Below are 15,860 nucleotides of genomic sequence, written 5' to 3' on the forward strand. Positions count from 1 at the left end.
CCTTGAGAGTATTTGAATCTACAGTGTCACCACCAATAATGTTACTGGAGAGTTGTCATCAGTAGTGGCGTTTTGCTCAGAGTAGGATGAGTCAAGTTCTACATAAACGGTATTATTGCCATTCAGTGTGATTACTGGGGGAGTAATATCTAAAATGTTGTTAATTACAGGTTGATTCACAAAGTTTTCTAGTGTTATGTCTGTATTTTGAGTAGAGTTTATTTCACCACTAGTTTTAGTATATGAGATAGTGATGATTTCATTTGCCAAGAGATTTCTGCTTAAATTCAGAGTAATTGAAGAGGAGTTTGATGTTATGCTATCTATTGTAGCAGATGTACCAGTAAGAGTAAAGTCTGTAGTAGGAATAACCGAATAGATAATGTTTTCATTAAAAGTAATTATAATGTTATCACCTTGTGTGTTGGTAATAGCAGAAGTTATTACTACACTTCTATCTTCAGGTGCAGATATAGTAAAGAAAGTAGAAGGAGAGTTTTGATTTGCATACTCTGTTGCAATCCAGTCTGCAGAGCGAGCAGTAGATGATAGTCGGAATTCATCGAATTTGCCATCAAAGTATTGATCATTTGCCAAATTGGATTTTCCGATATAGTTTGATGCTCTACTCTCATTAAGAGATGTATGTACAGCACCACTAGTAATTGAGGCGCCATTTTTGTAGATAGTTGCTGTACCTGATGATTCATGTACAACTGTAAAGTATGCCCATTGACCTGTCTGCAAAACACTATTAGATATGATACTCTGAGTGGTGGCACCCTGTAGCATATTATATGTCAAATTCGCAGTAGATGCATAGGTAGAAAATAGAATATTGTCTCGTCTATCACCATTGCCAAAATCAACGATTCTAGCCCATCTTTTAAGGGCATCAATATTTGCCCATGCCGAGATGGTAAAGTCTGTATTGAAAAATAGACTACTTGCCAAGTCTGGAAGATCAAGATAATCTCCGTTGATGTCGTCTACTCCATCAAAGTTTAGTCCATTACCAATTTGTGCAGATACTAAATCATTAGATTCAAAGGGAGTAGAGATTGTAGATCGTGGTGTTGCATGACAATCATTCCCTGATGAGTCTAGTGTAGATTGTGCACCAAAAGTGGATTGATCCATGTGATAAATTATTTCATAGTCTGAATCCCAAACATCAGGATACGGAATAGGTGACGCTGTTGAGACATTATAATACATGTAGAGTATGGTATCACCGGTACTGCTCAAAGTAGGTAGACGAACCCAAGCTACTAGGGTACCGGTAGTGATATTATTAGTAAATGACTCAATTTCATGCCGTAATATAGTAAATCCATCACTGCTTGTGAAAATAATATCAGCACCGTTAGGTAGAACAGATGAATTGCTCAAAGCAGAATCAGAGATGCTTACTAGAAGGGTAAAGTTTTGAAGAGTTGTAGTTATTTGGTTACTATTAATAGTAATTTTCTGTCTAGTATTCCAATCAGATTGCAGGAGATCAGAAAAGACATCATTAATCACAGATACATCTTGGAAACTAGATAGAGCGGTGTTTTGGTAATTGAGTGTGGTTGATGACGCTGCACTAAAACTCAGGCTGACGCTTTGACCAAGGTCTATTGTAGAGTTTAGTGTTAAAGTAATGGTATCATCAGATGCGGTTACCGAAACTATACCAATACTAGTTTCATTAAGAGTAAAGTCTGTAGTGATGAAATTAAATGAGACTAGATTGTGAGAGAGAAAAAGAAGAATAGAGTCACCAAGTTTGTTTGTGTATATAGAGTGAACAGAAAAGATATCAGCTAGAACATTATTGTTTACAGGTAGTAATGAGAAGGAACCTACCACCAATGGTACAGTATCATTTATCACACCTGATCCCTGTACATATGATAGGAGAGTGGTTTGATTAAACAGGATATTATTATTTAGATTAAGAACCAGAGTGTTAGCAATTGTAGTAATGCTTGAAGGAATAGTGGTAGTACCATTGGTAGTTATCGTAAAGTTTGATTCAGATACACCAGTCAGAGTAATATTATTATCAAAGGTAAGAATTATCGAGTCACCAGAGGTACTAGTATTGACTGATGTAAACTCCAAATATGGAAGTATAAGATTATGAACAAGTGAGCCATTAACAAATGCTAGGGCAGTACCGTTTTGATCATTAATGGTAGTACTGGTACCACCAGTATTGTTGTAAGATAGTGTAAAGTTTTGTCCACTAGGTATTATACCGTTAATACTTAGATCAATTACATTACTACTAGTAGAATTAAAACCGGAAACAGTAAAACCAGTTTTGTTGAAAGTAAAGTCAGAAGGCGATGGATTATTCAGTGTGACAGATTCATTAAATGTCAGAGTGATAACACTTCCAAGTAGATTAGTGGAAGCACTAGTAATAACAGGTGGTGTTTGTGGAATATTATTTGCTACAACGATATTGACAAAGTCTGCAAGATGAGTGCCGTTTGTATCTGTGATTCCATTTGATGTCACAGATTTAGAGTAATTCATTCCAATGGTTTCATTTGTTAAAATACTGGTTGTTGCCATATCAACTATATTATTACTAGTCTTGGTAAATCCAGTTATATTTATAGAATATGTAGTGTTGAAGGCAAAGTCTGATGGTACTGGGTTTGATAGTATTATAGTCTCATCAAATGTTAGAGTAATTATATTACCCAAGTTGTTGGTAGCTGCACTAGTAATAACAGGTAGTGTTTTTGGAACGTTATTATTCACATGTTGATTCACAAAGTTTTCTAGTGTTATGTCTGTATTTTGAGTAGAGTTTATTTCACCACTAGTTTTAGTATATGAGATAGTGATGGTTTCATTTGACAAGAGATTTCCGCTTAAATTCAGAGTAATTGAAGAGGAGTTTGATGTTATACTATCTATTGTAGTAGATGTTCCATTAAGAGTAAAGTCAGTAGTAGGAATAACCGAATAGGTAATGTTTTCACTAAAAGTAATTATAATGTTATCACCTTGTATGTTGATAATAGCAGAAGATATCGCTACACGTCTATCTTCAGGTGCAGATATAGTAAAGAAAGTAGAAGGAGAGTTTTGATTTGCATACTCTGTTGCAATCCAGTCTGCAGAGCGAGCAGTAGAGGATAGTCGGAATTCATCGAATTGGGCATCAAAGTATCTATTAGACCCGGAATTAGATCTTCCAATATAGTTTGATGTTCTATTCACATCATTAGATGTATGTACAGCACCACTAATAATTGAGGTGCCATTTTTGTAGATAGTTGCTGTACCTGATGATTCATGTACAACTGTAAAGTATGCCCATTGACCTGTCTGCGAAACATTACTCAGCTGAGACACCCCCAGATGTCTCATTCCTTACCATTACATATATTAATTTATCAAAATATGGATTGGTGCCAATTTGAATATTGTTTCTTCCATCACCATCGGCAAAATCAACGATTCTACCAAGAAATCTAACGACATCAATATTTATCCATACCGAGAAGGTAAAGTCTGTATTGTAGAATAGATTACTTGCCAAGTCTGGAAGATCAAGATAAACTCCGTCGGCGTCGCTGTTTTCTCCATCAAAGTCTAGTCCATTACCAATTTGTGCAGATACTAAATCACTAGAATTAAAGTCAGCAGTGCCTGTAGATAGCGGTGTTGCGTGACGATCATTTCCTGATGAGTCTAGGGTAGAGTTTGCAGTAAAAGTGGATTGATTCATGTGATAAATTATTTCATAGTCCGAATCCCAAACATTATCATGTATAATAGTTGCCGCTATTGAGACATTATAATACATGTAGAGTATAGTATCACTGGTATTGCTCAAAGTAGGTAGGCGAACCCAAGCTACTAGAGTACCGGTAGTAGCATTATTAGTAAATGACTCAATTTCATGCTGTAATATAGTAAATCCATCACTGCTAGTGAAAATAATATCAGCTCCGTTAGGTAGAACAGACTGAATTGTTCAAAGCAGAATCAGAGATACTTACTAGAAGGGTAAAGTTTTGAAGAGTTGTAGTTATTTGGTTACTATTAATAGTAATTTTCTGTCTAGTATCCCACAAGGAAGGTAAATCAAAAAATTGAACATTATTAGTGATTGGTTGATTTGTAAAGTTTGCAAGTGATAAATCATTTACGTTTGTAATATTACTAGTTGTTTGATTATATGATAGTGTTAATCGTAATACAGGTGGAATGTTAGAGTCTAGTGTTAGATTGATGGCAGTGTCATTATGTCTAGTTATACTAGTAGCAATACCTGAAATATTTACTGCAAAGTCAGTTGGAGAAGTGGTATTGGTAAGAGTGACTACTTTATCAAAGTTGACAATTATGTTGTCACCTCGCTGGTTTGTATAGGCGTTAACAAAGATTGGAGGTAATGGAACATTATTAGTGATTGGTTGATTTGTAAAGTTTGCAAGTGATAAATTATTTACGTTTGTAATATTACTAGTTGTTTGATTATATGATAATGTTAATGATGATGTGGGTGAAATACTAGAGTCTAGTGTTAGATTGATGGCAGTGTCATTATGTCTAGTTATACTAGTTGTGGCAATACCTAAAATATTTACTGCAAAGTCAGTTGGAGAAGTGGTATTGGTAAGAGTGATTTCTCTATCAAAGTTGACAGTAATGATGTCACCTTGCTGGTTTGTATAGGCGTTAACAAAGATTGGGGGTGGTAGAACATTATTAGTGATTGGTTGATTTGTAAAGTTTGCAAGTGATAAATTATTTACGTTTGTAATACTACTAGTTGTTTGATTATATGATAATGTTAATGGCAATACAGGTGGAATGTTAGAGTCTAGTGTTAGATTGATGGCAGTGTCATTATGTCTAGTTATACTAGTTGTGGCAATACCTAAAATATTTACTGCAAAGTCAGTTGGAGAAGTGGTACTGATAAGAGTGATTCCTTTATCAAAGTTGACAGTAATGTTGTCACCTTGCTGGTTTGTATAAGCACTAACAAAAATTGGAAGTGATGGAACATTATTAGTGATTGGTTGATTCACAAAGTTTTCTAGTGTTATGTCTATACTTTGAATAGAGTTTATTCCACCACTAGTTTTATTATATGAGATAGTGATGATTTCATTTGACAAGAGATTTTCGCTTAAATTCAGAGTAATTGAAGAGGAGTTTGATGTTATACTATCTATTGTAGCAGATGTACCAGTAAGAGTAAAGTCAGTAGTAGGAATAACCGAATAGATAATGTTTTCATTAAAAGTAATTATAATGTTATCACCTTGTGTGTTGGTAATAGCAGAAGTTATCACTACACTTCTATCTTCAGGTGCAGATATAGTAAAGAAAGTAGAAGGAGAGTTTTGATTTGCATACTCTGTTGCAATCCAGTCTGCAGAGCGAGCAGTAGATGATAGTCGGAATTCATCGAATTTGCCATCAAAGTAGGAATCAGTTCCCCAATTGGATCTTCCGATATAGTTTGATGCTCTACTCTCATTAAGAGATGTATGCACAGCATCACTAGTAATTGAGGTGCCATTTTTGTAGATAGTTGCTGTACCTGATGATTCATGTACAACTGTAAAGTATGCCCATTGACCTGTCTGCAAAATATCACTAGCTGTGACACCATCAGAGCTGGTACCCTGTCGCATATCATATCTCAAATGCGGGTTAGTGCGATGGGCAGCAATTAGAATATTGTTATCATCCTGACCCTTGCCAAAATCAACGATTCTAGCCCAATTTTTAAGGACATCAATATTTGCCCATGCCGAGATGGTAAAGTCTGTATTGTTAAATAGACTACCTTCCAAGTCTGGAAGATCAAGATAATCTCCGTGGGAGCCGTCTACTCCATCAAGGTTTAATCCATTACCAATTTGTGCAGATACTAAATCACTAGAATTAAAGTCAGTAGAGCCTGTAGATAGTGGTGTTGCATGACGATTATTCCCTGATGAGTCTAGGGTAGAGTTTGCAGTAAAAGTGGATTGATCCATGTGATAAATTATCTCATAGTCTGAATCCCAAACATTAGGATATGGAATAGATGACGCTGTTGAGACATTATAATACATGTAGAGTATGGTATCACTGGTATTGCTCAAAGTAGGTAGACGAACCCAAGCTACTAGAGTACCGGTAGTAGCATCATTAGTAAATGATTCAATTTCATGCTCTAAGAGGGTATTGCCATCAGTAGTAGTGAATCTTATATCTTGTCCAGCAGATTGAACAGTTGTAGAATTGAGATTTGTATCATTTATTGATATTAAAACTGTGAAATTTTCATGATTTCCAATTACTTGAGATGAATCTATAGTGATCTGTAGTCTTGTGTCCCAAGAGGCACCTAGTATTTGTTGAACAACTACAGTTCTATCCACTTGGATGGCATCATTGCCTGATGAATCAGCAGAGTTGTATGTGATGGTGTAATTGCCTACAGTATTTGTATCTACAGTGTCACCACCAATGACGATAGGAGAGCCATCATCAGTAGTGGCGTTTTGCTCAGAGTAGGATGAGCCAAGTTCTACATAAACAGTAGCATTACCAATTAGTGTGATTACTGGGGGAGTATTATCTGGTGCATCAGAAATTATTACAGTTCTAACAACTTGGGTGGCATTATTTCCTGCTGAATCAACAGAGTCATAGGTGACGGTATAATTTCCCTTGAGAGATGAATTTACAGTGTCACCACCAATTGTTACTGGAGAGTTATCATCAGTAGTGGCGTTTTGCTCATTATATGTAGCGCCAACAAATAGTGTTATGGTACTATTGCCATTCAGTGTGATTACTGGGGGAATAGTGTCACTAACAATTACAAGCCTATTCACTTGGGTGGCATTATTTCCTGCTGAATCAACAGAGTTGTATGTGACGGTATAATTTCCCTTGAGAGATGAATTTACAGTGTCACCACCAATTGTTACTGGAGAGTTATCATCAGTAGTGGCGTTTTGCTCAGAGTAGGAATGAGTCAAGTTCTACATAAACAGTAGCATTACCAATTAGTGTGATTACTGGGGGAGTATCATCTGGTGCATCAGAAATTATTACAGTTCTAACAACTTGGGTGGCATTATTTCCTGCTGAATCAACAGAGTTGTATGTGACGGTATAATTTCCCTTGAGAGATGAATTTACAGTGTCACCACCAATTGTTACTGGAGAGTTATCATCAGTAGTGGCGTTTTGCTCATTATATGTAGCGCCAACAAATAGTGTTATGGTACTATTGCCATTCAGTGTGATTACTGGGGGAATAGTGTCACTAACAATTACAAGCCTATTCACTTGGGTGGCATTATTTCCTGCTGAATCAACAGAGTTGTATGTGACGGTATAATTTCCCTTGAGAGATGAATTTACAGTGTCACCACCAATTGTTACTGGAGAGTTATCATCAGTAGTGGCGTTTTGCTCAGAGTAGGATGAGCCAAGTTCTACATAAACGATATTATTACCATTCAGTGTGATTACTGGGGGAATAGTGTCACTAACAATTACAAGCCTATTCACTTGGGTGGCATTATTTCCTGCTGAATCAACAGAGTCATAGGTGACGGTATAATTTCCCACGAGAGATGAATTTACAGTGTCACCACCAATTGTTACTAGAGAACCATCACCAGTAGTGGCGTTTTGCTCAGAGTAGGATGAGCCAAGTTCTACATAAACGACATTATTACCATTTAGTGTGATTACTGGGGGAGTATCATCTGGTGCATCAGAAATTATTACAGTTCTAACAACTTGGGTGGCATTATTGCCTGATGAATCAACAGAGTTGTATGTGATGGTGTAATTGCCTACAGTATCTGTATTTACAGTGTCACCACCAATGACGATAGGAGAGCCATCATCAGTAGTGGCGTTTTGTTCATTATATGTAGAGTTTTTGCTTAGTGTTATTGTACTAGCACCATTCAGTGTGATGACTGGGGCAATAGTATCTGGAATGTTGTTAATTACAGGTTGATTCACAAAGTTTTCTAGTGTTATGTCTGTATTTTGAGTAGAGTTTATTTCACCACTAGTTTTAGTATATGAGATAGTGATGGTTTCATTTGTCAAGAGATTTCCTCTTAAATTCAGAGTAATTGAAGAGGAGTTTGATGTTATACTATCTATTGTAGCAGATGTTCCATTAAGAGCAAAGTCAGTTATAGTGGCCGAATAGGTAATGTTTTCATTAAAAGTAATTATAATGTTATCACCTTGTATGTTGGTAATAGCAGAAGTTATCACTACACTTCTATCTTCAGGTGCAGATATAGTAAAGAAAGTAGAAGGAGAGTTTTGATTTGCATACTCTGTTGCAATCCAGTCTGCAGAGCGAGCAGTAGAGGATAGTCGGAATTCATCGAATTTGCCATCAAAGTATTGATCATTTGCCCAATTGGATCTTCCGATATAGTTTGATGTTCTATTCACATCATAAGATGTATGCACAGAACTACTATTAATTGAGGTACCATTGTGATAAATAGTTGCTGTACCTGATGATTCATGTACAACTGTAAAGTGTGCCCATTGACCTGTCTGCAAAACACGATTCACTGTGACACCATCAGAGTCGATACCCTGTCGCACATCATATCTCAAATGCGGGTTAATGCCAGGGGCAGCAATTAGAATATTGTTATCATCCTGACCATTGCCAAAATCAACGATTCTAGCCCAACTTTTAAGGACATCAATATTTGCCCATGCCGAGATGGTAAAGTCTGTATTGTTGAATAGACTACCTTCCAAGTCTGGAAGATCAAGATAATCTCCGTTGTTGTTGTCTACTCCATCAAAGTTTAGTCCATTACCAATTTGTGCAGATACTAAATCAACAGGTAAAAAGATACCACTATCTGCAGTCCGTGGTGTTGCATGGCAATCATTCCCTGATGAGTCTAGTGTAGATTGTGCACCAAAAGTGGATTAATCCATGTGATAAATTATTTCATAGTCTGAATCCCAAACATTATCATGTATAATAGTTGCCGCTATTGAGACATTATAATACATGTAGAGTATAGTATCACTGGTATTGCTCAAAGTAGGTAGGCGAACCCAAGCTACTAGAGTACCGGTAGTAGCATTATTAGTAAATGACTCAATTTCATGCTGTAATATAGTAAATCCATCACTGCTAGTGAAAATAATATCAGCTCCGTTAGGTAGAACAGACTGAATTGTTCAAAGCAGAATCAGAGATACTTACTAGAAGGGTAAAGTTTTGAAGAGTTGTAGTTATTTGGTTACTGTTAATAGTAATTTTCTGTCTAGTATCCCACAAGGAAGATAAATCAAAAAATTGAACATTATTAGTGATTGGTTGATTTGTAAAGTTTGCAAGTGATAAATCATTCACGTTTGTAATATTACTAGTTGTTTGATTATATGATAGTGTTAATGGTAATACAGGTGGAATGTTAGAGTCTAGTGTTAGATTGATGGCAGTGTAATTATGTCTAGTTATACTAGTTGTAGCAATACCTAAAATATTTACTGCAAAGTCAGTTGGAGAAGTGGTATTGGTAAGAATGATTCCTTTATCAAAGTTGACAGTAATGATATCACCTTGCTGGTTTGTATAGGCGTTAACAAAGATTGGAGGTAATGGAACATTATTAGTGATTGGTTGATTCACAAAGTTTTCCAGTGTTGTTTTGATACTTTGAGTAGAGTTTATTCCACCACTAGTTTTAGTATATGAAATAGTTATGGTTTCATTTAACAAGAGATTTCTGCTTAAATTCAGAGTAATTGAAGAGGAGTTTGATGTTATACTATCTATTGTAGCAGATGTACCAGTAAGAGCAAAGTCAGTAGTAGGAATAACCGAATAGATAATGTTTTTATTAAAAGTAATTATAATGTTATCACCTTGTGTGTTGGTAATAGCAGAAGTTATCGCTACACGTCTATCTTCAGGTGCAGATATAGTAAAGAAAGTAGAAGGTGAGTTTTGATTTGCATACTCTGTTGCAATCCAGTCTGCAGAGCGAGCAGTAGAGGATAGTCGGAATTCATCGAATTTGCCATCAAAGTAGGAATTACTTTCCCAATTGGATCTTCCGATATAGTTTGATGCTCTACTCTCATTAAGAGATGTATGTACGGTATCACTAGTAATTGAGGCGCCATTTTTGTAGATAGTTGCTGTACCTGATGATTCATGTACAACTGTAAAGTATGCCCATTGACCTATCTGCAAAACATTACTAGCTGTGATACCAGCAGGGCTGGTATCCTGTCGCATATCATATCTCAAATCCGTGCTAGTTCTAGGGGCAGCAATTAGAATATTGTTATCATCCTGACCATTGCCAAAATCAATGATTCTAGCCCAATTTTTAGAGGCATCAATATTTGCCCATACCGAGATGGTAAAGTCTGTATTGTGAAATAGACTACCTGCCAAGTCTGGAAGATCAAGATAATCTCCGTTGTTTTTGTCTACTCCATCAAAGTTTAGTCCATTACCAATTTGTGCAGATACTAAATCATTAGAATTAAAGTCAACAGCGCCTGTAGATAGTGGTGTTGCATGACAATCATTCCCTGATGAGTCTAGTGTAGATTGTGCACCAAAAGTGGATTGATCCATGTGATAAATTATTTCATAGTCTGAATCCCAAACATTATCATGTGTAATAGTTGCCGCTGATGAGACATTATAATACATGTAGAGTATGGTATCATTGGTACTGCTCAAAGTAGGTAGACGAACCCAAGCTACTAGGGTACCGGTAGTAGCATCATTAGTAAATGACTCAATTTCATGCTGTAATATAGTAAATCCATCACTGCTAGTGAAAATAATATCAGCTCCGTTAGGTAGAACAGACTGAATTGCTCAAAGCAGAATCAGAGATACTTACTAGAAGGGTAAAGTTTTGAAGAGTTGTAGTTATTTGGTTACTGTTAATAGTAATTTTCTGTCTAGTATTCCACAAGGAAGGTAAATCAAAAAATGGAACATTATTAGTGATTGGTTGATTTGTAAAGTTTGCAAGTGATAAATCATTTACGTTTGTGATATTACTAGTTGTTTGATTATATGATAGTGTTAATGATGATGTGAGTGAAATACTAGAGTCTAGTGTTAGATTGATTGCAGTGTCATTATGTCTAGTTATACTAGTTGTATCAATACCTAAAATATTTACTGCAAAGTCAGTTGGAGAAGTGGTATTGGTAAGAGTGATTCCTTTATCAAAGTTGACAGTAATGATGTCACCTTGCTGGTTTGTATAAGCACTAACAAAAATTGGAGGTGGTAGAACATTATTAGTGATTGGTTGATTCACAAAGTTTTCTAGTGTTATGTCTGTACTTTGAGTAGAGTTTATTCCACCACTAGTTTTAGTATATGAGATAGTGATGATTTCATTTGCCAAGAGATTTCCGCTTAAATTCAGAGTAATTGAAGAGGAGTTTGATGTTATACTATCTATTGTAGCAGATGTACCAGTAAGAGTAAAGTCAGTAGTAGGAATAACCGAATAGGTAATGTTTTCATTAAAAGTAATTATAATGTTATCACCTTGTGTGTTGGTAATAGCAAAAGATATCACCACACGTCTATCTTCAGGTGCAGATATAGTAAAGAAAGTAGAGGGAGAGTTTTGATTTGCATACTCTGTTGCAATCCAGTCTGCAGAGCGAGCAGTAGAGGATAGTCGGAATTCATCGAATTTGCCATCAAAGTAGTGATGAGCTGGATTATTGGCTCTTCCGATATAGTTTGATGTTCTATTCACATCATTAGGTGTAAGCAGAGCACTAACAACTGAGGTGCCATTGTGATAAATAGTTGCTGTACCTGATGATTCATGTACAACTGTAAGGTATGCCCATTGACCTAGACTCAAAATACGTGGAGTTGTTAAACTCTGGACGTTATCAGCATTGTGTATTTGATATCTCAAACGATCGATTTGCCTAAGGTGAGTAAATATAATATTGTCTTGTTCATGACCATTGCCAAAATCAACGAATCTAGAAGAAAGTTTAAAGACATCAATATTTGCCCATGCCGAGATGGTAAAGTCTGTATTGTAGAATAGACTACTTGCCAAGTCTGGAAGATCAAGATAATCTCCGTTGGAGTCGTCTACTCCATCAAAGTTTAGTCCATTACCAATTTGTGCAGATACTAAATCACTAGAATTAAAGTCAGTAGAGTCTGTAGATAGTGGTGTTGCATGACAATCATTCCCTGATGAGTCTAGAGTAGAGTTTGCACCAAAAGTGGATTAATCCATGTGATAAATTATTTCATAGTCTGAATCCCAAACATTAGGATATGGAATAGATGACGCTGTTGAGACATTATAATACATGTAGAGTATGGTATCACTGGTATTGCTCAAAGTAGGTAGACGAACCCAAGCTACCAGAGTACCGGTAGTAGCATTATTAGTAAATGATTCAATTTCATGCTCTAAGAGGGTATTGCCATCAGTAGTAGTGAATCTTATATCTTGTCCAGCAGATTGAACAGTTGTAGAATTGAAATTTGTATCATTTATTGATATTAAAACTGTGAAATTTTCATGATTTCCAATTACTTGAGATGAATCTATAGTGATCTGTAGTCTTGTGTCCCAAGAGGCACCTAGTATTTGTTGAACAACTACAGTTCTATTCACTTGGATGGCATTATTGCCTGCTGAATCAGCAGAGTTGTATGTGATGGTGTAATTGCCTACAGTATTTGTATCTACAGTGTCATCACGAATAACGATAGGAGAGCCATCATCAGTAGTGGCGTTTTGCTCAGAGTAGGATTAGCCAAGTTTTACATAAATAGTAGCATCACCATTCAGTGTAATGATTGGCGGAGTGGTATCTGGAACGCTATTAATTACAGGTTGATTCACAAAGTTTTCTAGTGTTATGTCTGTATTTTGAGTAGAGTTTATTCCACCACTAGTTTTAGTATATGAGATAACGATGGTTGCATTTTCCAAGAACTTTCTGCTTAAATTCAGAGTAATTGAAGAGGAGTTTGATGTTATACTATCTATTGTAGCAGATGTTCCATTAAGAGCAAAGTCAGTAGTAGGAATAACCGAATAGGTAATGTTTTCACTAAAAGTAATTATAATGTTACCACCTTGTGTGTTGGTAATAGCAGAAGTTATCACCACACGTCTATCTTCAGGTGCAGATATAGTAAAGAATGTAGAAGGAGAGTTTTGATTTGCATACTCTGTTGCAATCCAGTCTGCAGAGCGAGCAGTAGAGGATAGTCGGAATTCATCGAATTTGCCATCAAAGTATTGATTATTTGCCCAATTGGATCTTCCGATATAGTTTGATGCTCTATTCACATCAAGAGATGTATGTACGGTATCACTAGTAATTGAGGCGCCATTTTTGTAGATAGTTGCTGTACCTGATGATTCATGTACAACTGTAAAGTATGCCCATTGACCTGTCTGCAAAACATCACTAGCTGTGATACCATCAGAGCTCGGTACCCCGTCGCACATCATATATCAAATTCATGCTAGATGGAGGGGTAGCAATTAGAATATTGTTATTATCCTGACCATTGCCAAAATCAACGATTCTAGCCCAATTTTTAAGGACATCAATATTTGCCCATGCCGAGATGGTAAAGTCTGTATTGTGAAATAGACTACCTTCCAAGTCTGGAAGATCAAGATAATTTCCGTTGTTGTCTACTCCATCAAAGTTTAGTCCATTACCAATTTGTGCAGATACTAAATTATCAGGTAAAAAGATACCACTACCTGCAGTCCGTGGTGTTGCATGGCAATCATTCCCTGATGAGTCTAGTGTAGATTGTGCACCAAAAGTGGATTGATCCATGTGATAAATTATTTCATAGTCTGAATCCCAAACATTATCATGTATAATAGTTGCCGCTATTGAGACATTATAATACATGTAGAGTATAGTATCACTGGTATTGCTCAAAGTAGGTAGACGAACCCAAGCTACTAGGGTACCGGTAGTAGCATTATTAGTGAATGACTCAATTTCATGCTGTAATATAGTAAATCCATCACTGCTAGTGAAAATAATATCAGCTCCGTTAGGTAGAACAGCTGAATTGTTCAAAGCAGAATCAGAGATACTTACTAGAAGGGTAAAGTTTTGAAGAGTTGTAGTTATTTGGTTACTGTTAATAGTAATTTTCTGTCTAGTATCCCACAAGGAAGGTAGATCAAAAAATTGAACATTATTAGTGATTGGTTGATTTGTAAAGTTTGCAAGTGATAAATCATTTACGTTTGTAATATTACTAGTTGTTTGATTATATGATAGTGTTAATGGTAATACAGGTGGAATGTTAGAGTCTAGTGTTAGATTGATGGCAGTGTCATTATGTCTAGTTATACTAGTAGCAATACCTGAAATATTTACTGCAAAGTCAGTTGGAGAAGTGGTATTGGTAAGAGTGACTACTTTATCAAAGTTGACAATTATGTTGTCACCTCGCTGGTTTGTATAGGCGTTAACAAAGTTTGGAGGTGTTGGAACATTATTAGTGATTGGTTGATTTGTAAAGTTTGCAAGTGATAAATCATTCACGTTTGTAATATTACTAGTTGTTTGACTATATGATAGTGTTAATGGTAATGCAAGCGGAATGTTAGAGTCTAGTGTTAGATTGATGGCAGTGTCATTATGTCTAGTTATACTAGTTGTAGCAATACCTGAAATATTTACTGCAAAGTCAGTTGGAGAAGTGGTATTGGTAAGAGTGATTACTTTATCAAAGTTGACAGTAATGTTGTCACCTCGCTGGTTTGTATAGGCGTTAACAAAGTTTGGAGGTGATGGAACATTATTAGTGATTGGTTGATTTGTAAAGTTTGCAAGTGATAGACCAGTGCTTACACTAGTAATATTTGTGCCTGTATCGTTGTATGATAAAAGTGGAGAGTCGTCAAAAGATAGGGCAGAGTTTAGTGAAAGAATTATAGAAGTTGCATTATTACTAGTTATACTATTCACAGAAGTGGATGAATTAATTATAGCAAAGTCGCTAAGGAATGTAGTACTACCTACTGTAATATTATCAGAAAATACAACAGTGATATTTCTACCAGTTGTGTCAGTATATGCGCTACTAAAAATAAGAGGGGGACCTAGGACATAGTTTCGTGCAATAACATCAGAAGTGGGCGTAAGCTCTATACCAGAAAAAGTAAATATAACTAGATTGCCAACCCTATTGTAAATCATTCTAAACTCAGCGGCGTTGGAAGATATGGGTGGAGATACAACTAGGTAGATACCGGATGGTCCATCATTACCGAAAGCAGTTATGTTTAGAAGAATATTAGTAAAAGTAAAAGATGACTTCACAAGAGGCAAAGTAGCTGAATCGGTAAATTGGGGTGCATGATTACCATATTGGGAATTAGGATCATGATCAGGATCTTGAGCCCAAAGTATCCTAGTACCATCAGTATTAGTACTTAGAATTTGTCCAAAAGCAGAATCTAGTGGAAAGAGCAAAGTGACAGAGAGAACGATAATAGCAGTTAAAGAGAGAGTCATCACATATGAATTATAGACATTATGCAATATTTAACAAAAATAATAAAATGGCTTATAATTGTTTGTTTAATGGACTCTGTTGCAACTTCAGGTGTTATATACATAACTTCTTTTTTGAACTTTAATAAAATATCTATAATTTCTAAAAATTAACTGCACTTTTACCAAGTGCTGGTTTACGCAATTCATCTCGTTTACGCATCTTCTCTATTTTCTCAGATTTACGTATTCGTTTTATTTCTCCTTGTTTAGAATCATCCACATATGGCCTCTTTATCAATTTTTTAAAATTTTTTCTA

12 protein-coding genes and 1 pseudogene are annotated in these 15,860 nt (G+C 35.9%); 2 read left to right on the forward strand and 11 right to left on the reverse strand.

Annotated features, from left to right (window positions below; translation table 11 throughout):
* Nucleotides 1-18: 18 nt before the first annotated feature.
* The 4 genes from R1F52_01115 to R1F52_01130 are packed head-to-tail and all read right to left on the reverse strand — an operon-like array spanning nt 19 to nt 8,874.
* Nucleotides 19-3,375 carry a DUF2341 domain-containing protein gene (locus R1F52_01115; protein WOV93272.1) on the reverse strand — a complete coding sequence of 1,119 codons (3,357 nt, stop codon included), beginning with the start codon at nt 3,373-3,375 and terminating at the stop codon, nt 19-21.
* Nucleotides 3,344-3,982 (reverse strand): DUF2341 domain-containing protein, encoded by a 639-nt coding sequence (locus tag R1F52_01120; GenBank protein WOV93910.1) that lies wholly within the window; start codon nt 3,980-3,982, stop codon nt 3,344-3,346. Before R1F52_01120 ends, R1F52_01115 begins: the two co-directional genes overlap by 32 nt.
* A complete protein-coding gene (locus tag R1F52_01125) occupies nt 3,963-7,001 on the reverse strand; it encodes a DUF2341 domain-containing protein (protein WOV93273.1) in 3,039 nt (1,012 codons plus the stop codon). The genes R1F52_01120 and R1F52_01125 overlap by 20 nt, the downstream gene beginning before the upstream one ends.
* Entirely contained in the window at nt 6,982-8,874 is a 1,893-nt protein-coding gene (locus tag R1F52_01130) for a DUF5011 domain-containing protein (GenBank protein WOV93911.1), read from the reverse strand. Before R1F52_01130 ends, R1F52_01125 begins: the two co-directional genes overlap by 20 nt.
* Between R1F52_01130 and R1F52_01135 the strand changes: the two genes are divergently transcribed.
* Nucleotides 8,807-8,956, forward strand: coding sequence for a hypothetical protein (locus R1F52_01135; GenBank protein ID WOV93274.1), 150 nt, complete (start codon nt 8,807-8,809; stop codon nt 8,954-8,956). The genes R1F52_01130 and R1F52_01135 overlap by 68 nt on opposite strands.
* Here the strand turns inward: R1F52_01135 and R1F52_01140 are convergent.
* Together R1F52_01140 and R1F52_01145 are read right to left on the reverse strand one after the other, a co-directional pair.
* Nucleotides 8,953-9,207, reverse strand: coding sequence for a DUF2341 domain-containing protein (locus R1F52_01140; protein ID WOV93912.1), 255 nt, complete (start codon nt 9,205-9,207; stop codon nt 8,953-8,955). The two genes, R1F52_01135 and R1F52_01140, sit on opposite strands and share 4 nt — an antisense overlap.
* Nucleotides 9,188-10,732: a LamG domain-containing protein gene (locus R1F52_01145; protein WOV93275.1), complete on the reverse strand. Its 1,545-nt coding sequence runs from the start codon at nt 10,730-10,732 to the stop codon at nt 9,188-9,190. Before R1F52_01145 ends, R1F52_01140 begins: the two co-directional genes overlap by 20 nt.
* Here R1F52_01145 and R1F52_01150 point away from each other — a divergent pair.
* A complete protein-coding gene (locus R1F52_01150; protein WOV93276.1) occupies nt 10,719-10,868 on the forward strand; it encodes a hypothetical protein in 150 nt (49 codons plus the stop codon). The two genes, R1F52_01145 and R1F52_01150, sit on opposite strands and share 14 nt — an antisense overlap.
* Here the strand turns inward: R1F52_01150 and R1F52_01155 are convergent.
* The 5 genes and pseudogenes from R1F52_01155 to R1F52_01175 all read right to left on the reverse strand — a co-directional run bounded on the left by R1F52_01155 (nt 10,851) and on the right by R1F52_01175 (nt 15,588).
* Nucleotides 10,851-12,098: a LamG domain-containing protein gene (locus R1F52_01155; GenBank protein ID WOV93277.1), complete on the reverse strand. Its 1,248-nt coding sequence runs from the start codon at nt 12,096-12,098 to the stop codon at nt 10,851-10,853. The two genes, R1F52_01150 and R1F52_01155, sit on opposite strands and share 18 nt — an antisense overlap.
* Nucleotides 12,099-12,275: 177 nt before the next feature.
* Nucleotides 12,276-12,671, reverse strand: coding sequence for a DUF2341 domain-containing protein (locus tag R1F52_01160; GenBank protein WOV93278.1), 396 nt, complete (start codon nt 12,669-12,671; stop codon nt 12,276-12,278).
* Nucleotides 12,663-12,773: pseudogene (locus R1F52_01165) on the reverse strand (DUF5011 domain-containing protein). The gene R1F52_01160 and the pseudogene R1F52_01165 overlap by 9 nt, the downstream one beginning before the upstream one ends.
* 36 nt (nt 12,774-12,809) lie before the next feature.
* The gene (locus tag R1F52_01170; GenBank protein ID WOV93279.1) at nt 12,810-13,520 is read right to left on the reverse strand and encodes a LamG domain-containing protein; all 711 of its coding nucleotides are present in this window, start codon (nt 13,518-13,520) and stop codon (nt 12,810-12,812) included.
* Nucleotides 13,492-15,588: a DUF2341 domain-containing protein gene (locus R1F52_01175; GenBank protein WOV93280.1), complete on the reverse strand. Its 2,097-nt coding sequence runs from the start codon at nt 15,586-15,588 to the stop codon at nt 13,492-13,494. The genes R1F52_01170 and R1F52_01175 overlap by 29 nt, the downstream gene beginning before the upstream one ends.
* Nucleotides 15,589-15,860: the final 272 nt, after the last annotated feature.

This window comes from Nitrosopumilaceae archaeon AB1(1) (genome assembly GCA_033471095.1).
In the GTDB taxonomy this organism is placed as follows: Archaea; Thermoproteota; Nitrososphaeria; order Nitrososphaerales; family Nitrosopumilaceae; genus Nitrosoabyssus; species Nitrosoabyssus spongiisocia.

What these genes read in the sequence shown, in the direction of transcription:
- R1F52_01115 (WOV93272.1), bottom strand. Translation starts at nt 3,375, where the DNA reads ATGAGACATCTGGGGGTGTCTCAGCTGAGTAATGTTTCGCAGACAGGT.
- R1F52_01170 (WOV93279.1), bottom strand. Translation starts at nt 13,520, where the DNA reads ATGATGTGCGACGGGGTACCGAGCTCTGATGGTATCACAGCTAGTGAT.